Below are 16,546 nucleotides of genomic sequence, written 5' to 3'. Positions count from 1 at the left end.
ACTGAGTAATGATCAACCTCCAGGTGTGGCGTAACTCAAAACAAGTCCGTGCATCAATCTCGACCAACCATCAATAGCGACAAATAGAAAGAGCTTGAACGGGACTGATATGACTGTCGGAGATACCATTGACATGCCCATCGCCATCAAGATCGTTGTTACGATAAGATCGATCACGATGAAGGGAAGATAGAGAAGAAAGCCTATTTCGAACGCACGCTTGAGTTCCGATATTAGAAAAGACGGTACAAGAACGGCAAAATCTTCCGGGGTGGTTCTGTCGCGCATCTCCTCTGGCCAAACTTTTTCCGTCGAAGATAGAAAAAAACGGCTCTGCTCTTCGTTTGTGAACTTCTTAAGGTAATCGTGCAGGGGTTCACGCCCTTCTTTGGCGGCGTTTACCCAGTCGTCCAACGTTTGATAGCGGAGCTTTGGATCGGTGATCCGATCATAGGTCTGTTCGACTACAGGTGCGCTGATGAAAATTGTTAGGATGAGTGCCGCAGCGTAAAGTACGATGTTCGGTGGGATTGTCTGGGTCCCCAGCGCATTGCGGACCAGGAAGAGAACAACTGAGATTTTTATAAATGCCGTGGTTGTGACGAGCGCTAAAACAAGCAGGCCGATTCCGGCTGTAATCGCGAGAAGCGACAGAATCGCTGGTTGAATCTCAGTCATTGCATGCCAACCTGCCGCGCAGCCTAATGCCCAGTTCATCTCCGATCTGCACGATGTCGCCACGCCCGATACGCCGCCCGTTGGCCAATATGTCGACCGGACCATCGATCGGCCGACCAAGTTCGAAAACATGCCCTTCGCCCGCACTCCTCAATTCGCCTAGAGGCATAGCCCAGCGGCCGCATTCAAAGACAAGCACGATCTCGAGATCATCGAGATCGGCTTCTGAGGGATCCTGCTGTAATTCGGGTTGTGTCGTCATATGCACAGTCTCCAAGGGGGATGATAGTGGGCGGAAGGGCCCCCGCAGGATGAGGTCGTCGCCTTCAATATCTGCACAGGCCCATAGCTGGCCCGCGGATAGCGTGATCTGGCCGTGGCCGAACGGCGATATGTCTGGCAACAGAGCATCACCGACACATGCCTTGCGAAGAACCACTGCCGGAACGGAAAGCGTGCCGATTCTTCCTGCAACTGCAACCGGTAGCTCTGGGAAGTGCTCGCGCGGCTGTCGGGGCAATTGGCCAAGCAGTTCGCCTAAGGCGTGGAATGCAGGCGGGACCAAGCCATCAAGGGGAGAAAACAGGAATAGACGGCCCTTGCCATTGACTGAGCCGAAGGCGATATCAAGTTCCAGACAAGGAGCCTTTGTCAAAGCCTCACGCACCTTCAAGAGCTGCACATCCAGCTGCGTCTGATCCTCTAATCGAGCGACAAGCGGCTCAAGTGCAAGCTCGAGAATGAGCGAAGCAGTTGGGTCGGAAGGGAATGCAAGACCGCTCTGCACCGTCGCGATAAGCGCCTCAACAAGGCCTCGTGACAGCGATAAGACGATCGTTTCAGTTCCCAAGCGCCAAACACAGTCAAGCATCGGAATGGCAGAAGGTTTCTGCTGCCAAATAAGCCCTTGTATCCGCACCGACAGCGGCTTCTCGCTAATCCAGCTCTGAAAGGGGCTGCGGAAAGCGGCAACATCATTGAGCCACGAGACGACCACGTGGGACAGTGTTAGCGCAGGTTCGAATATAGCAGGTCTGACCACTGTGGTTACCAAGGCGACTCAAGGCTGGGGTATAGCGTTTCCAGAGAAGCTCCCATCATCGGGTCTGATCGCGCGACATCTGGGCGAGCAAAACCCTGCCATATCGAAGCGATATCTCATCGTCGCCCTCTATCTCCCCTGCCGCCTCGGACTGTATTTCGACGGCGCGCCTGACTTCGTCCTCGATTTGTTGCCATTTGTGGCTTGCGGCCGAACGTCTGACCCACACGGTTCTCATCTTAGATAACACTGCCTCGGCCTCTTTTTGAGCGATGTGCGCATCGTCGAGCATCTGACGTTTCGAAGAGACCTCAGCGGCAAGCCGCTCAATTTGAAGGTGGTGATGGTCGAGTGCTGCGCTAGACCATTTGTCAAGGGACATCAGCTCCTCGTAGAGCGCCGCTTCGGCCCGTGCAAAATGTTGCTGTGCGTTTGCAAGCTCCTGGGAGGCATTCTGCAAGGCTAAGGTGGCCATATCGTGTTGGGCTTGCTTCTCGGACAGCTCTCTAAAGGCACTACGCTCTTGCATATCCTTAAGAAGCCGCAACCTCGAAGTGTGAACACGAGTCACGCGGTCAGACGCGACATCCATGCGACCGTTTCCTCAAAATCCGACGCCTCGCCTTCGCTCTGACACAAAAATTCCCTCAGGTCGCCAATCGAAGCGACAGCTCGGTCAGTTAACGGATCGCCGCCCTGCTTGTACTCGCCGACTTTGATCAAAAACTCGGACTCGGCATAGCGCGAGAGGAGATCACGGAAAATAGATGCTGCCTTGCGATGTGTCCCAGAAACGACCGCATCCATGACTCGGCTGCGACTCTGCAGCACATCAATAGCTGGGAAATGCGACCGCGCAGCGATAGCGCGTGAGAGGACGACATGGCCATCGAGAATGCCCCGCGATTCCTCCGCGATCGGATCGCCTGTGCCATCACCTTCGACAAGCACAGTATAAAAGGCCGTGATTGAGCCGTGCTCACCCATACCGGCACGTTCAAGGAGACCTGGCAGCATGGCAAACACGGAGGGAGGAAAGCCCCTCCGGGTCGGTGGCTCGCCCGCAGCAAGGCCAATTTCGCGCATGGCGCGGCAGAAGCGCGTCAGCGAGTCCAACATGAGGGCGACGCGTAGCCCTTGTTCGCGAAAGTACTCCGCGAGCGCGGTCGCCATAGGAGCACATTGCGCCCTCTCCACTGCCGAGCGGTCGGAGGTTTCAACCACAACGACCGTACGACGGAGGCCCGCCTCTCCAAGATGACGCTCGATGAACTCACGAACTTCACGTCCACGCTCGCCTATGAGCGCGACTACGAAAACGTCGGCGGCGGCACCTTTTACGATCTGCGACAATAACGTCGACTTGCCACAGCCAGGCTCGCCATAAATCCCTATTCGCTGGCCCTCGCCGCATGTGAGGAGACCATCCAGAACACGAACCCCGAGCGGGAATGGGAGCTCAACCATGCGCCTGTTCATTGGGTTGGGCGCCCTGCCGTGCAGCGGTCGAGTTTCGACGGTTTTGATTTCACCCTTGCCGTCAAGTGGGCGGCAACGGCTGTCAATCACACGGCCAAGCAAATCGGGCCCGACTGGCACTTCACGCATTCGTCCAGTGGACACGACTTCTGAGCGGCTGGACAGGCCTACCAGGTCACCGATCGGCGTGAGCAACACGCCATTGTCCGAAAAGCCGATCACCTCGGCTTCGAGCGACAGGCCGGTTCGCGTATCGTGCAGAAGACAAAGTTCCCCAATCCGAGTGTCTGGCAAGACGGCATGGACCAGTGTACCGATAGCCCGCGTGATCCGGCCGCGCACGACACGCGTGTCGATCTGCTTTGCTGTGGACCTCAAAGATGAGATCGCAGAAACGAGACTCCGCTTGCCGGCGAGATTTTTATGCTGTGATAGCGGCGTGATTACAGTTCTCCTTCTTCAGAATACGGCCTGAAGCCGAGGCGTAGCGCGCGCATCTGTGCATCAAGTCCAAGATCTACATTGCCGTACTCGCTCCACAGCACGCATTGTTGGGGCGATAAAGTCGGATCGGGATCGACCCGCACCCTCGGCCGACCTTCCCGCCCATCGCAACGCGCAAATTCGCGCGCGAGCATATCGACTTGCGCGGGACACACGTGGAGGCAAACTTCCGCGCCGGTATATTTGCGCTCAATCTCGTGACGAACAGCTTTCACCAACAGCTCGCCCGGATCGAAAGCGCCCAGAAGATCGTTTAGTATCTCTATCACCAGCTGCGGCAATTCCTGCTCGAGGACCGCCTTTCGTCGCGCCACATCGGAGGCTGCCTGCGCAATTATCCTAGCCATTTCCTCGGCCCCTGCATTCAAGCCCTCGGCATGGCCGAGCGCCCGCTCACGCTCGTAGGCCTCGCGTGCCCAGCTCCGAACCCGCTGTTGATACCGTTGTGCTGCGTCACGCGCTTTTGCGGCGATATGCCAGATTTCAAGCTCACTCGCCGGGATCAGTGGCCCAACCGGGCGCATTTGCGGCGCGACGAGCTTGGCGGAATAATCTCCCGTCATTTCGTCGGGTTCTCCGTATCAAGATGGGCGAGGACAAGCGCAAACAATTGCCCGGAGGCTTTACTGTGTTCGGGCAAAGGATTCTCCGCAGCGGTCCCGACCGGCAATCGAAGAAGCACACGGCTACGCTCAAGCGCGGAACTGTCATTGAGCCAAGCTCCAAGACAGGCATGTCCATCGTGTTCGATTTGCTGCGCGAGCCTGTTCGGATCAGCGATCAAGCTGGTTGCGATCGCCTGCGCCAGATGCCGAATTCCGAACGCGTGGGCATCAGCGCCGATATGGTCAATAAGCGCAGTCAGGTGGGGCTTTGAGACAAGCTTCAACAGCGAACGGGCATGCCAGATACTGCCGGCAAGGATAGCAGTCCGACGCGGATCATGTCCGCGGAGCAGATCTGGCCCAAGGCCGGTTCCGTCCGAATGCAATTCATTATCAAACAGCAACTCCGCCAGTCTTGGCTGCAGCCTGGGACGCTTCTGCAACTGTTCCAACGTCGCAGCGGACAACGCCGGGTCAAGACGAGCGGCAAGACGAGTCGGGTGAGCCATAGCAGCAAGGTCGTTTAGCCACATGGAATTCAGTTGGAGGGACCGATGGAGTCCGGCAGCCTGTATCGGTATCGACATTGGGATTATTACCTATGCGCTGATCTTTTTGCGAACGGCCTCGACAGCGGAAGCCCCGGAGGAACCTTCGACCTTGGATAGTTGGCCCGATGATTGCTTGCGCCGACGCATTAGACCACCGACTAATTGATAGCACGCCGCTGCGAATGCAGCTGCGGCAACACCCATCACGATTGGCAGAAGTGGCGGTGGAAAAGAGTTGGATGTTTGGGCTGAAACAGTCGCCGGAGCGCGCCGGTACTCAGGTCCGGACGGTTCCACTGGCACCAAAACCACCTCCACCTTTTCGTAGGACAGGCCCTCGATGCTGTCGGCGACCAACATCTTTATCTTCGGCAGGAGAACTGGGAGGTTCGATTTGGCGTCGTGCCGTATAAAGACCGAGGACGAGGATGGCGTGCCATCCGAACCTAACAGATCGTTATTCGGCAGAACGACATGAACACGTACTGACAAGACGCCGTCGATGTCGCTGATAGTACGCGACAACTCTTCGCTTAGGGCATAGATGTAACGAGCACGCTCCTCGGTCGGCGAGGCGATCAGGCCTGATCCGCTGAAAATATCCCCGAGGTTTTTGAACGACTGGCGGGGTAGCCCCTTGGCATTCAAGAGGTTGATTGACAACGCAAGCAGCTTTTCGTCGACCTGGATCGTGCTGGTCCCATCCTTGGCGGCAACCCGGACCGCATCAACCCCGTTGTCGATTAGAAGCGAGAGCATCTCATTCGCCTCGCGCTCCTGCAGTTGCGTATACAGATCGGTCTTGCAACCACTCAAGGCGAAGAGAAGTGGCAGAACGACCAAACGAAGCGAACGAAGACCCGACAGGCGGCTATGCCGGATTTCGCCAAGTGCTAAGCCAATCATACGAGCGGTTCATCCTTGTTTTATTAGCGTGTTCACAGATGAGGTGATGCCGCTGACACCTTTAGAAACTAGAGAAACTTTAGTGACGCCACTGTAGAGATCCCGTAGATTAGACATCGTCGACCCGAAATCGGGTCCCGTCGATCTTGCCGGTGTCCCACCTTCGACAGGGAGCCTCTGTACCGCCCGGAGTGGAGCGCTTTTTGCAAGGTCTACCTGATGGTCAAGCGCGGCAGAACCAACCGTCTGCTCGCGGTACATGGAAGAAAGCGTTTGGAGCACGCGGTCGCCGCGCGAGCTTGGCTGTGGAGTCGCGCGTTGGACATCCAGCTGCGGAGGAACTGGCGCCGCCGTTGGTGGCGACAATCCGGTATCGTTCTTCGTAGAGGCGGCCGCCTGCGCTAGTGCCCGCTCAAACTGAGCCTGCTCTCCCAATGAGGGGGAAGCAACCTTGGGAACAAAGTCAACCAGACTGGCAGAGATTGAGTTAACAGGCAGCATAATGCAACGACTCGATTGCTTTGCGTCTCGCGTGGTTTGCGTCTAGCCGGCGATCACCGGCTGTTGCGCCTGTACCTAGAGAGGTGAGCTGACTGCAAGCTGACGAGAGCGCGTCATTTATCTAAAAACTCAACTTAGCGACTTTTGTACTTGTGAGAGTTTCGGCCGTTCGGTTATCAGGACGAGATGTCCACATCGTTCATTCTATCCACGATCCTACACAACTTGACGAGAGTTCTCTGCGTCGGGATTTTTCTCTCGGCCGGAATACATACAGCCGTCGGCGCCCCTCTATCGCTCCCCTCTACACCCTATAGGTATACGGTCTTGGATCAGGATGTCGCTGCCGCGCTGCAGCAATTCGGAAACAACCTGAATATCAGGGTCAGCATCAGCGCCGAGGTGAGGGGACGGATTCGCGGACGTATGCCCGATTTGCCACCGCGGGAGTTCCTCGATCGCTTGAGTAAGCTGTACGATCTACAATGGTACTATGATGGGCTTGTACTCTATGTATCTGCCGCCAAAGAAGCGCAATCTAAGATGTTTGTATTGACCCCGATTCGCTTCGATGCGTTCAAGGCGGCTCTCGATGAGCTCGGCATCTCCGATGACCGCTATGTCGTGAAATCCGCGGCGGGAAGTGACCTCGTTTTGGTTTCTGGTCCACCGCGCTTCCTCGCGCTCGTGGAGCAGACGTTCAACGGCCTCCTTGCGGAGGCGCAAGCGCAGCCTCATGTCGCGCCGGCACCGAGTGAGGAATCCTTGCTGTTATTGTTTCGGGGCTCCTCGACCATGGTCGTGCGCGGTGGACGACCCGAAGCGGCTTATTCTTCTGACGTGCCGCAACAGGATGGTGTTGCCGAGAAGCCTGAGCTTAACCGGAAATGACATCGATGGATATGCCGCGGTTTCTGGAGAAAACGTAACCGACAGCGGTCCTAAGTGAATTCGCATGGGTTCGTCAGGTTCTCGAAAGCTGAACCGCTCATGATCCAATTCAGGATCTCCAACAATCACTGGCCATTGAGTGCCAGAATGAACCTGAGAGCCATAAACTAGCGGGGCAACTAAGCGCGGAGCGGTGGAAATGCAGCGACCTCGTCAATGCTCGGATTTGCCAACGTTCGTGAACTAATCTTGCATCTCCCAGGGGGATTGCAATTCTCGTCCGAGGAGCCACAATGTCAAACAATATCGCCAAGGTTTTTTCGCAGTCCGCACGGGGTTGGTATGGTCCAGTGTCCGCGCTCGGTAAGACGCAGCAGAACTTCGATGCGATGCTTTCCATTTGCCGGTCTGAAGACAGGACCGGTCAGTTCGCGCTCCGGAGCCTCGCATTGCCTTTGGAACGGTTGTGCCAGCATGCGTCGGAATCGCCGCCGCCGAGTGCCGGGTCGTCATTGGAGGAATTGACCCCATTGGACCTGCTGCCGCCACATATGAAGGCGGCACTAGAATCAATGGGTCAGCGCCCGGAAACTTCGTCGATCGAATCTCCTTCGGTCGCAACGACGCCCGTAGAAAGCGAGAGAATCAAGTGGAACGGCGGCTCGCTCACCTCAGTCGAGTTACAGATTGTAGCAGTGCTAAACCGTCATAAGGACCAATGTCCGCTCAAGTGGGAATCGCTGGGAGACAAAGCGAATGATCCCTCAACGCCGCCGGATCTGAAAGCGTCTATCGAGGGATTGCAGCAGGATCCAGAGCTCTTTTATGCTATCGGCTCGCAGGGTGATGGCCGCTGCGGCGGCAAATTTACGGCTCGAGACTTGTCGGCATTCTGTGGCCACCATCCACAAATTACTGCATTTCTGGAGAACCAGGCGCAAAGCTATACGCAGAATTACATTCCATCCGACAGCACTGGGAATCCCCATCCGTCGGTCATGACACGGAACGATGCGTTACGCGAGCTTTACCGGTACTCTGAAAACCTGCCCAAGAACCTCAGTATCGCTGAGTTCGAGCGGATCGTCGAAGGCGAAGCGAAAACGGGCAAATGTCCGCCTCAGGTCATTGCGGCGGCTCAGTACTTCGTCCAGCGCCCGGACGAATGGAAACAGTTATACGGTGGTGCGATAGACCAGGTTCACAAAGAGGATTTTCTGCAGGTTGCTTCATCGTCAATGAGTCTCACGCAAACCGAACTGGACACAATTGAATCGATAAAAGGCAATCAGGACGCCTTCTTTGGAAGTGGTGATCTCACTCGTGACAAGCTCGCGAGCATGGCAGAGGATAAGCGCTGTGATCCGAAAGTGCGGAAAGCAGCCTCGCAACTACTCTCAGATCCTCTGTTATTTGGTCTGCTAAACAATACGATTACGGGCTATGAGACCCATAATTCGTTCTTCGACTTCGGCGGCGGACACACGGTGGATTCCGGTGACATTAGCAAAAAGGACTTTGCCCATTTTTGCGAGAGCATGTCGTCAGCGAACCGCACCGTTCAGCAGCGGAAGGCTCATGCTCCCCAAACCGCTGCACAACAGGACGCCGTCTCAGATATGATGATGGGTCGGACTGACCAGCCTAATGCGAAAACGCCCAAGAAAAACGGCGGAGCCTTTATCCACGCAGTCGGCGATGTGCTCAAGGTGGTCTCGCCGGTGCTCGATTGGGCTGCGACCGCGGTGGGTTTGTTGAGCTTCGTTCCTGTCTTAGGCCAAGTGGCCGACGCGGCTTCAATGGCTCTTGCGTGCGAAGCGCAAGCGGCAAATCTTCTCCGTACAGCCATTACCGGAGGCAATATGAAGCAGGCGCTGCAACAAGCTGGCATCAGTATTAGAGCGCAGGCGCTCAGCCTGGTCGCAGGCCCCGAGGTCAAGCTGGCAATTCGCAATGGGCTCGTAAAGAAGGCACTGGAAGAGGCGGCCACTGCCGGGATCAATCTGCCGATTACGATGGCGCAAACCTACGCAGAAGATTATCTAAACAACCTGCAAGAACGGCTTGCGGCCTGAGTTGTGCAAGCCGCGGACGTTGCCAGTCAGGGCGGTTCCGGGGCCGACATTGCGGGCGTCGAGGAGGCGTCCATGCCGGGAGCGAACATTTCGGCGGTTGCTCGACGGATCGGTATTCTGCCTTCGCAGCTCTTTCGATGGAGACGGGAGCTTAGTGGAGATGGTGAGCAAAGCTCTGCTCTGGTGAAAGAACAGCAGCCGAGATCTGCGGCAATTAAGGAACGCGTTGTCGAGGTCGTCATTGGCGATGCCGTCGTGCGTGCCGGTGCGGACGTCGACGAGGCGCACTTGCAGCGGGTGATGCGCGGCGGTGCGGTCGGCCTGATCCCGTCTGGCGCAACCGGTCTGCCTCTTCATACTTCAATCGCAGGTTCGACGGCCGCCGGCGTCATTTGCTCAGCAATCAGCATGCCGATGGCTTCATCGACGGGAGGCGCGGCGATCGACTGACACATGGGCTCCCCACGATAGATGCGGGCACGGTTACAGATGTACCAGGCTTCCTGCCGGCCACGCCGGGCCGCATAGCGAACCCCGAGGTGGCTGCCGCATTGCCCACACACAGCCCGGCCTTGCAGCAGTGCCGGCCCCTCTCTTGGGATTGAAGCTCGTGCGGCTTCAAATCCACGGCCATTCGCCTTGAGGACCTTCAGGTTCTCTTGATGTCGCTCCCAGCTGATATAGCCGGGATGAGCATCGGGAATGCAGGCCGGCCAGTCATCAATATCGCGCGCGCGCAGAATCCTCTTGCCGTCGAAGGTGCGTCGGAACTGTCGTCGGCCATAGGTACAGCGATGGGGCGAGCTCTTGCTCGACATACAGCCCCGACCCTGTCAGTCACAAGTTCAGTACATCCATAGCCTCAATGAACACAATTTGAAAAATCGATTTTTTGAGAGTGTGAATTTCCCATACTTAAGAACGATCGGCGCTGAAATGCATATCCAGCGACGAACAGGCGCCGCCTAACTGGCAATCAGGTGCCACTATTTTTGCTGCAGGACGAAGGCCGCCCCACAAAACAAGTGGCGGCTAAGCGGTAAATAATACAAGGAGAAAAGACGGGATGCTGGACATTCTGGCGGCAACGGCGGAGGCTCAAGAGCAGCCGGTCTGGCACTATGGACTGTCGCTCGTCGACGATCTCAGGTACGCGCCGGACTTTGACCACTTCGACTATGTGAATCCCGAGGCATCGAAGGGCGGAGACCTCAGGCTTTCCCAGACGGGCACCTTCGACACGTTCAACCCCCAGCTGGAGAAGGGCGAAACGGCCGCCGGCTTGACGCTCGTCTTCGGCACGCTCTGAAACAGTCAGAGGACGAGATTTCGACAGCCTACGGCCTTCTGGCCGAAGGCGTTTCCTTCCCGGACGACATCTCCTCAGCCACGTTCCGGCGGAGGCAGGAAGCGAAATGGGCCGACGACAAGCCGGTGACGCCGGAAGACGTCGTCTTTAGCTTCGATAAGGCGAAGAAACTGAACCCACTCTATCAGAGCGACTATCGGCATGTCGTGAAGGCGGAGAAGACGGGGGACAGGGACGTCACGTCCCACTTCGACGAGAAGGGCAACCACGAACTCCCGTATATTCTCGGGCAGATCCTGATTTTGCCGAAGCACAGGTGGGAAGGTACCGGACCGGACGGCAAGCCGCGCCGCGCGACATTTCGCGAACGACACCTGAACCGGTCATGGGGTCGGGTCCCTACCGCATTGCATCGTTCTCCCCCGGCGGAACCATCCATTATGAACGCCGGTCCGATTACTGGGGCGCCGCGCTCAACGTCAATGTCGGGCAGAACAATTTCGATTCGATCACCTATTCCTTTTTTGGCGATCGCGACGTCGAGTTCGACGCCTTCCGTTCCGGCGATGCCCATTTCTGGCTCGAAGACCAGGGCATGCGCGCAATCGGATACGACGGGTGAAGCGCGAGGAAATCCCCAATCCCTTCCGGGCGATGGGCAACATGCAGGCCTTGGTTCCGAACATGCGCCGCAATCTTTTGACGGCAAGAAAGTGCGCGAGGCCTTGAACTATGCCTTCGATTTCCAGGCCGTCGAGTTCGAGCAGGCGAAGAGCTCCGCCACTCATTATCAGCGGATCAATAGCTTCTTCTTCGGTACGAACCTAGCTTCTTCCGGACTGCCGGAAGGCAAGGAATTGGAGATCCTAAACGAGGTCAAGGATCTCGTGCCGCCGGAAGTGTTCACCACCCCTTTCAGGAACTCCATCAGTACCACCTCCCAAGAGGCGTACGAAACCTGCGCAAGGCGACCGCGCTACTGAAGCAGGCTGGGTTCGAGATCAAAGGTAACCGGATGGTCGATACGACGACCGGCACGCCATTTACCATCGAGATCATGTTGAACAATCGCGCTCAGAAGACCGTGGTACTGCCCTATGTCCGAAACCTCCAAAGCATTGGCATCGAGGTGCGCGTAACTCTCGCCGAGCCGTTGCAATACACGAAACGCACTAACGCCTTCGACTACGACATGACCTGGGAAGTCTGGGGTCAGACCTTGACCCCTGGAAACGAACAGGCGGATTACTGGGGCTCGGCAGCCGCCACGCGCGATGGCTCCAGGAATTATGCCGGCATTTCCGATCCTGGCGTCGACGCCTTGATCCAGCGCGTGATCTTCACGAAGGGTCGCGGAACGCTGTTTGCCGCCACGAAGGCGCTCGACCGCGTGCTGCTCGCCCACAATTACGTCATTCCACTCTATTCCAATCTGACCGCCCAGATCGCCTATTGGGACAAGCTGGCCCGGCCGCAAGAGCTTCCAAAATACGGGCTCTGCTTTCCCGGCGTGTGGTGGTGGAAGAGCGCTGCCAGTCATGAGCTGGTCCAGGGCCGTCAGCACGTCTTCGCTGCACGAGGAAAGCAAAACGCAAAGAAGAATGGCGGCTGAGAGTTTGCCGGCGCGCGACCAAGACGTCGCGTGACTATGCGGGAAGACAGCTGGCGCTTTCTCGCTCGCGGGAGGCAGGGAGATGGGCAGGTTCTCCGGGCCGGCCTGCGGCGATATCTTCCTCAAACCGGTAAAGGTCAGCTTCTGGACATCAGAAACGGGCGCGAGAGAAGTATGTTCGCCGCTGATCCGCTGCGCAACCACGTCGGCTGTTCGCCCCCTCGGTCAGCCGCTCCTCTCACGGCGCTGCCTCCATCGACGACATGTGAGAATACACCTGGATGGCAACCACGGCGTCAATCGCCATTTCCTCTCCTCTCAGCGTGATTGCCCTGCTTCACCAACACGTCCCGTGATAGAGAGAGTGTCGTGTGCACCTCCTTTCCCGGGTGGGGCCTTGCGAACTCGACTTCGGACTCCCTTCAGAAATAATGAGGAGCTGGCTCTGCGGCCGTATGTCACGTCGAGCTCACGGAGCAGTTCTTGAAGTTGAATTTCATCCCGCCTGGGGACGAGGTAATCTCGACGCCGTATTGAACGCTGCCGACGTTTATGTCGCCAAGATGGCCCTTCGACTTGAGCCAATCTAGGATACTCTTTATGTCCACCGTCCCGGTATCGGTCTTGGAAGTGAGCAGCAGTGAGATGACCTTGTGACCATTATAGCCTTCGAACACGTTCCAACTCGCTCCGCCTACATTGACATTGCGGTAGATCGGAACCGCCGCCCCGGAAGCGTCATAATGTTTTGAGATGGGCTTGACATTGCCGCTGCCGTCCGGATGTCCGGTATAGTTTGTCCAGAGCATTATCTCATTCTGATGTGAGCTGTCCCAGATGTCGTAGGCGGTGTTCCAGGCGCCGCCAGCAGGAACTTCCTGATTGAAGCTCGACGTCAGACTGTTGATTGAGCTGAGCGGTTTCCCAATATCGACTTCCTGATGGGGGTAGCTCTTGATGCCATCAGTATTAGGCTGGTTCGACCACACGCTCCACTGGTTGTCTGCATGAACTGAAATCGTCTGAGGCCCAGCGCCCTTACCATATATGTCGTTGTTCCAAGAATGGCTACCGTGTGAAAAGCTTGCGTATGGAGCGCTCGAGCTCCAAATCGGAGCGTTCGTCGCTAGAAGCGCGTCAGTCGGTGATTTGGTTTCATTCACAGCTTGCCTGAATAGTTTATCATCCTGTGTGTCGACATACCTCAGCGGGGAGGGCAAGGACCCGGTACCATCTATCCGATTGGAAGACATAAGGCTCTCCTTCTGTTACGAGAACAAAGATCTGGCGCCTGTGCGACGACACTGACATTGATACTCACTTTTCTGGGCACTAGGAAATTGAGTTTTTGCTTGTCACCATTCAACTAACGGATAACGGAGCGATCTCTGAAGTGTGGCGTCGGGGCAACCGCTGGCGGAAGGCGGCCATTGAGCGGAGGACCTTCCTGAGTCTCGATTTTCAGAGCGCCGACCCTGCATGACCGAACTGAACGCCGAGCAATTCTTTCGAGAGCCAATATTCGATTCAGCCCGGGACCTGGGAGACTGGTCCGCTCGCGCATTCGCCAGCCGGCCGAATCCTGTCATTATCCGTCTCCCATCCACTGAGGAAGCGCCGATTAAACAGTTTAGAAGCCGGTGCCGCCGCTCGTTCCCCTTCCACAGCATTGATCTGTGTGCAACAATTCGAGGCGATCCGTTCTCGGCAGATTTCGGCTCTGAGGTGCTTCGACACTATCCTGCCGCCCCCAGTTCGAAGCTCCTCCAAGCGTTTTCGACGATCACGACGCAAAGGCTCGTACTCTCGAACGCTTTGATGAAGAGCAGCACCTTTATGCGATTGACGTGGAAAACACGTTCAGCAATCAGGGTCTTCCGCTTTCGCCCGAGCCGACGGATGTATTCCTTATTGGGGGGTAAGAAGTTGACCATCGAACAGGCACGCGGCTTACCGCGTTTCCAAGCCACTAAAGCGCGTATCAATGTCTCGCCGTCGATCCGATCCGTTTTCGGGCGACTATGACGGCGCGGCATGGCAATGGATGTGCGACGGCCGTGCAACACGGCTATACCAGCTACCTTCAAGCCGACTGTAGCCGTTGCCGCATGAGTGCCCAGAGGAGAGTGCGTGATCTGTAGCACGAAGAAGCGGCTTCATCGTGTGCCCCTATTCAGATTTCGGCCAGCCGCTGGCGTAATGGACTGCCTCCCAGCCGTGGTTTCTACGCATTGCTGCGATGCAGCACGACGCCTAGGTCTAGGTGAGGGGAGTGAGATCCGGGTGCGGGTGGAACCGTTGCTCGGGACCGCCTGGGCCGCTCATCCTGTCCCTGAGCGTGATTGGATCCGTTGGTGCACGATGAGGTCAGTTTCAGGCTCCTTGCGTTGCCGTCCCCTTCGGTTTCGCGCGCTTCTGCCGGACGGCGCCTTGCCGTCAAGGGCGGCGGCCGATGCCGCCCAGCCTTTCACGCCGCGTCTTTGGGACAGAGCAACGAAAGGAGAAAATCATGGGGCTCGACATGCGCCTGCACGCTTCGCGAATCGCCTGCCGCGCCGGTCGACTTTGAGGTCGAAGAGGCCACAGCGCTCCACTACTGGCGCAAGCATCCGAACCTTCACGGCTGGATGGAACGGCTCTACCGTGAGGAGGGCGGCACGCAAATTTCAATTGCATCAATCATCAGCTAACCGCCGACGATCTCGACCGCCTGGAAACGGCCCCTCGACGACGCTCGTCGCCAACAACGACAAGTTCGGCAAGTGCTCGGGGCTGGGAGCCGCAATACGATCCGATCACCGAGTCCGCCTGGAACTGGCATTCGCGCCGAAACGGCTGAGCAACCGGCAGGCTCGGCCTATTGGGCGGCGGCACTCCGTCCACGCTGCAGCAGCGGGAGCTCGAGAAACACGTAGGCTGAGATACGGGCGATCGTGCCCGACACGATCGCCATGAGCAACGAGATCCCCGCTAGGATGCCCAAATGCCGCCGGGCTTGGCGACGACCCGAGATCGCGAAGGCGTGCCATAGGTAGACTGAATAGGAAGCATCGCCGAGCAGGGCCGGCAGGTTCAGCATCGGGACCCGTCCGCTTGCCTTGAGCGACAGCGCTCCAAGAAGCAGGAGGACGGCGAGCGGCCCTGTCGAGCGTTCATCGAAGGGAAGATGGAGGCCACCGATCAGGGCGAAGCCGCCGAGCGAGCAGGCAATCAATGAAGAACCTATCGCCGCCCCGGGAACCTTCCCCCGAAGCCAGAACTCCGCGAGGATCATACCGGCGACGAACTCGAGTATCATCGGCCGTGTATGGGTCAGCCAGAGAGCATTTTCGCTGCGAGCAACCAACCCGAGCGTGACCAGCGCCACGAAGAGGCTCGTATTGGCCAGGAGGCGCCATTGGCGCGGCAGCAGCGGGGAGGCCGCGAACACGGCGTAGAAGAGCATCTCGAAATTTAGCGTCCAGCCCTGCACGAGCACCGGCCATATCTCCCCGCTGCTTGGCGAGCGGACCGGAATGAAGACCAGGGATGCCAGAACGTGGTCGAGAGTCAGCACCAGGTTGGGAAACAGGCCGGCGAGCCCGCCGGCAATCATGACGGCCGTCGAAAACCAGTAGATCGGAACTATGTGGCGGAGGCGATTGGCGATGAATTTCGCGGGGGTCACCGGCCGCCGGTCGTTGATCACCCACATGATGAAGCCGCTAATGACGAAGAAGACGTCGACGCCGGCCGCTCCGATGGTAAAATCGTGGCCGGTCTTCTCGGCGGCGTGAAAGATCACGACAGCGAGCGCCGCCGCCGCCCGAAGATACTGAATCGCCCGGATCGTTCTCATCGCCCCCTCTGACCGTGACGTCACCGGAGAGCCTTCAGTCCACCAGCGTTGATCCAGCCAGTCGGCAACTTCACCCAAAACTTCATCGGCATTTAGCAGTCCTTGTTCCGGGTGGTGGCCGAAACAGCCATGGCCGCGACGGCAAGGCTGCGAAGGCCAACATCAAAGTGAGCTTTTCGGTAGTGAGCCCAGTCAGCCCGCGTGCAACTTCCTTATCGATAACTCCGCGCTCTGGGAGCAGGCCTACGAACCCGTGAGCCGCCGTCTGCTTCCAGCAACTCGGCCCTATAAGGCACTCCGCGGATGTTGATATACGTCGGGCTTCCGGCTTCCGGCATCAGGTGCTCGCCCTCGCGTGCCCGGACAAGGTAGCACGGAAGCCAGCGTTCGCGGTGCTGCCATCCTCCGCGGATAAGAAACCCAAGGTCCGCTACGGGCTGACGGGATGGCACAGCTTCATTCATCGGCCTCGCACCGCTGGATGAGGGTCCCTGCGGCCGCGCAGGGTAGTTCTGGATCCAGGCTTCCGAGCTAGATGCGCGCGGAATTTCCATG

The 16,546-nt window shown here is 57.5% G+C and carries 17 protein-coding genes and 3 pseudogenes; 9 read left to right on the top strand and 11 right to left on the bottom strand.

From position 1 onward, the window contains the following. Positions 1-12: 12 nt before the first annotated feature. Genes sctR through sctL form a run of 5 tightly spaced genes read right to left on the bottom strand, consistent with a single transcriptional unit; the run spans position 13 to position 4,266 of the window. A complete protein-coding gene (sctR, locus tag EKH55_RS27325; protein ID WP_069457997.1) occupies positions 13-678 on the bottom strand; it encodes a type III secretion system export apparatus subunit SctR in 666 nt (221 codons plus the stop codon). Continuing rightward, complete coding sequence (gene sctQ / locus EKH55_RS27320; RefSeq protein WP_069457996.1) at positions 671-1,732, bottom strand: type III secretion system cytoplasmic ring protein SctQ; 1,062 nt, start codon at positions 1,730-1,732, stop codon at positions 671-673. The genes sctR and sctQ overlap by 8 nt, the downstream gene beginning before the upstream one ends. Positions 1,733-1,775: 43 nt before the next feature. Beyond that, positions 1,776-2,312, bottom strand: coding sequence for a hypothetical protein (locus EKH55_RS27315; protein WP_069457995.1), 537 nt, complete (start codon positions 2,310-2,312; stop codon positions 1,776-1,778). Then, entirely contained in the window at positions 2,288-3,643 is a 1,356-nt protein-coding gene (gene sctN / locus EKH55_RS27310) for a type III secretion system ATPase SctN (protein ID WP_069457994.1), read from the bottom strand. The genes EKH55_RS27315 and sctN overlap by 25 nt, the downstream gene beginning before the upstream one ends. Next, entirely contained in the window at positions 3,643-4,266 is a 624-nt protein-coding gene (gene sctL / locus EKH55_RS27305) for a type III secretion system stator protein SctL (RefSeq protein ID WP_069457993.1), read from the bottom strand. The genes sctN and sctL overlap by 1 nt, the downstream gene beginning before the upstream one ends. Positions 4,267-4,289: 23 nt before the next feature. Between sctL and EKH55_RS30210 the strand changes: the two genes are divergently transcribed. Continuing rightward, the gene (locus EKH55_RS30210; RefSeq protein WP_069457992.1) at positions 4,290-4,580 is read left to right on the top strand and encodes a hypothetical protein; all 291 of its coding nucleotides are present in this window, start codon (positions 4,290-4,292) and stop codon (positions 4,578-4,580) included. 327 nt (positions 4,581-4,907) lie between these two features. Here the strand turns inward: EKH55_RS30210 and sctJ are convergent, their stop codons facing one another. Together sctJ and EKH55_RS27290 are read right to left on the bottom strand one after the other, a co-directional pair. Further along, positions 4,908-5,765, bottom strand: coding sequence for a type III secretion system inner membrane ring lipoprotein SctJ (gene sctJ, locus EKH55_RS27295; RefSeq protein WP_069457990.1), 858 nt, complete (start codon positions 5,763-5,765; stop codon positions 4,908-4,910). A gap of 9 nt (positions 5,766-5,774) precedes the next feature. Continuing rightward, positions 5,775-6,266: a nodulation protein NolB gene (locus EKH55_RS27290; protein WP_269808427.1), complete on the bottom strand. Its 492-nt coding sequence runs from the start codon at positions 6,264-6,266 to the stop codon at positions 5,775-5,777. Between the two features lie 186 nt (positions 6,267-6,452). Between EKH55_RS27290 and EKH55_RS27285 the strand changes: the two genes are divergently transcribed. The 3 genes from EKH55_RS27285 to EKH55_RS30400 all read left to right on the top strand — a co-directional run bounded on the left by EKH55_RS27285 (position 6,453) and on the right by EKH55_RS30400 (position 9,682). After that, on the top strand, positions 6,453-7,157 hold the full coding sequence (locus EKH55_RS27285; RefSeq protein WP_106407805.1) for a nodulation protein NolW: 705 nt from the start codon (positions 6,453-6,455) through the stop codon (positions 7,155-7,157). A 293-nt stretch (positions 7,158-7,450) separates the two neighbouring features. Next, positions 7,451-9,232 carry an HrpF/NolX family T3SS translocon protein gene (locus EKH55_RS27280; protein ID WP_069457989.1) on the top strand — a complete coding sequence of 594 codons (1,782 nt, stop codon included), beginning with the start codon at positions 7,451-7,453 and terminating at the stop codon, positions 9,230-9,232. A gap of 72 nt (positions 9,233-9,304) precedes the next feature. After that, positions 9,305-9,682: a transposase gene (locus EKH55_RS30400; protein ID WP_106407804.1), complete on the top strand. Its 378-nt coding sequence runs from the start codon at positions 9,305-9,307 to the stop codon at positions 9,680-9,682. Here the strand turns inward: EKH55_RS30400 and EKH55_RS27270 are convergent. Next, positions 9,586-10,050 carry a recombinase zinc ribbon domain-containing protein gene (locus tag EKH55_RS27270; RefSeq protein WP_245314584.1) on the bottom strand — a complete coding sequence of 155 codons (465 nt, stop codon included), beginning with the start codon at positions 10,048-10,050 and terminating at the stop codon, positions 9,586-9,588. The genes EKH55_RS30400 and EKH55_RS27270 overlap by 97 nt on opposite strands. A 248-nt stretch (positions 10,051-10,298) precedes the next feature. Here EKH55_RS27270 and EKH55_RS29920 point away from each other — a divergent pair, with 248 nt between their 5' ends. From EKH55_RS29920 to EKH55_RS29910, 4 genes and pseudogenes are all read left to right on the top strand, one after another. Next, on the top strand, positions 10,299-10,541 hold the full coding sequence (locus EKH55_RS29920; RefSeq protein WP_245314582.1) for a hypothetical protein: 243 nt from the start codon (positions 10,299-10,301) through the stop codon (positions 10,539-10,541). Then, positions 10,427-10,804: pseudogene (locus EKH55_RS30205) on the top strand (ABC transporter substrate-binding protein); the annotation flags it as partial. The gene EKH55_RS29920 and the pseudogene EKH55_RS30205, both read left to right, overlap by 115 nt. 122 nt (positions 10,805-10,926) lie before the next feature. Further along, positions 10,927-11,163, top strand: coding sequence for an ABC transporter substrate-binding protein (locus EKH55_RS30085; RefSeq protein WP_269808426.1), 237 nt, complete (start codon positions 10,927-10,929; stop codon positions 11,161-11,163). A 234-nt stretch (positions 11,164-11,397) separates the two neighbouring features. Continuing rightward, positions 11,398-12,153, top strand: a complete 756-nt coding sequence (locus EKH55_RS29910; RefSeq protein ID WP_245314591.1) for an ABC transporter substrate-binding protein — start codon at positions 11,398-11,400, stop codon at positions 12,151-12,153. Positions 12,154-12,611: 458 nt separating this feature from the next. On the opposite strand, the gene EKH55_RS27260 is transcribed toward EKH55_RS29910, so the two are convergent. Together EKH55_RS27260 and EKH55_RS29905 are read right to left on the bottom strand one after the other, a co-directional pair. Next, positions 12,612-13,142: a GH12 family glycosyl hydrolase domain-containing protein gene (locus EKH55_RS27260; protein ID WP_245314581.1), complete on the bottom strand. Its 531-nt coding sequence runs from the start codon at positions 13,140-13,142 to the stop codon at positions 12,612-12,614. A gap of 661 nt (positions 13,143-13,803) precedes the next feature. Next, a pseudogene (locus tag EKH55_RS29905) lies at positions 13,804-14,198 on the bottom strand (IS110 family transposase); the annotation flags it as partial. 673 nt (positions 14,199-14,871) lie between these two features. Between EKH55_RS29905 and EKH55_RS29900 the strand changes: the two are divergent. After that, a pseudogene (locus EKH55_RS29900) lies at positions 14,872-14,992 on the top strand (UDP-glucose 4-epimerase GalE); the annotation flags it as partial. Positions 14,993-15,010: 18 nt separating this feature from the next. On the opposite strand, the gene EKH55_RS27245 reads toward EKH55_RS29900, so the two are convergent. Next, the gene (locus EKH55_RS27245) at positions 15,011-15,991 is read right to left on the bottom strand and encodes an acyltransferase family protein (protein WP_069457985.1); all 981 of its coding nucleotides are present in this window, start codon (positions 15,989-15,991) and stop codon (positions 15,011-15,013) included. Positions 15,992-16,546: the final 555 nt, after the last annotated feature.

The organism is Sinorhizobium alkalisoli, from assembly GCF_008932245.1.
Classification (GTDB): Bacteria; Pseudomonadota; Alphaproteobacteria; order Rhizobiales; family Rhizobiaceae; genus Sinorhizobium; species Sinorhizobium alkalisoli.
This window is presented reverse-complemented; position numbering and strand designations above follow the sequence as displayed.

What these genes read in the sequence shown, in the direction of transcription:
- sctR (WP_069457997.1), bottom strand. Translation starts at nt 678, where the DNA reads ATGACTGAGATTCAACCAGCGATTCTGTCGCTTCTCGCGATTACAGCC.
- EKH55_RS27315 (WP_069457995.1), bottom strand. Translation starts at nt 2,312, where the DNA reads ATGGATGTCGCGTCTGACCGCGTGACTCGTGTTCACACTTCGAGGTTG.
- sctL (WP_069457993.1), bottom strand. Translation starts at nt 4,266, where the DNA reads ATGACGGGAGATTATTCCGCCAAGCTCGTCGCGCCGCAAATGCGCCCG.
- EKH55_RS30210 (WP_069457992.1), top strand. Translation starts at nt 4,290, where the DNA reads ATGGGCGAGGACAAGCGCAAACAATTGCCCGGAGGCTTTACTGTGTTC.
- sctJ (WP_069457990.1), bottom strand. Translation starts at nt 5,765, where the DNA reads ATGATTGGCTTAGCACTTGGCGAAATCCGGCATAGCCGCCTGTCGGGT.
- EKH55_RS27290 (WP_269808427.1), bottom strand. Translation starts at nt 6,266, where the DNA reads ATGCTGCCTGTTAACTCAATCTCTGCCAGTCTGGTTGACTTTGTTCCC.
- EKH55_RS27285 (WP_106407805.1), top strand. Translation starts at nt 6,453, where the DNA reads ATGTCCACATCGTTCATTCTATCCACGATCCTACACAACTTGACGAGA.
- EKH55_RS27280 (WP_069457989.1), top strand. Translation starts at nt 7,451, where the DNA reads ATGTCAAACAATATCGCCAAGGTTTTTTCGCAGTCCGCACGGGGTTGG.
- EKH55_RS30400 (WP_106407804.1), top strand. Translation starts at nt 9,305, where the DNA reads ATGCCGGGAGCGAACATTTCGGCGGTTGCTCGACGGATCGGTATTCTG.
- EKH55_RS27270 (WP_245314584.1), bottom strand. Translation starts at nt 10,050, where the DNA reads ATGTCGAGCAAGAGCTCGCCCCATCGCTGTACCTATGGCCGACGACAG.
- EKH55_RS29920 (WP_245314582.1), top strand. Translation starts at nt 10,299, where the DNA reads ATGCTGGACATTCTGGCGGCAACGGCGGAGGCTCAAGAGCAGCCGGTC.
- EKH55_RS30085 (WP_269808426.1), top strand. Translation starts at nt 10,927, where the DNA reads ATGGGGTCGGGTCCCTACCGCATTGCATCGTTCTCCCCCGGCGGAACC.
- EKH55_RS27245 (WP_069457985.1), bottom strand. Translation starts at nt 15,991, where the DNA reads ATGAGAACGATCCGGGCGATTCAGTATCTTCGGGCGGCGGCGGCGCTC.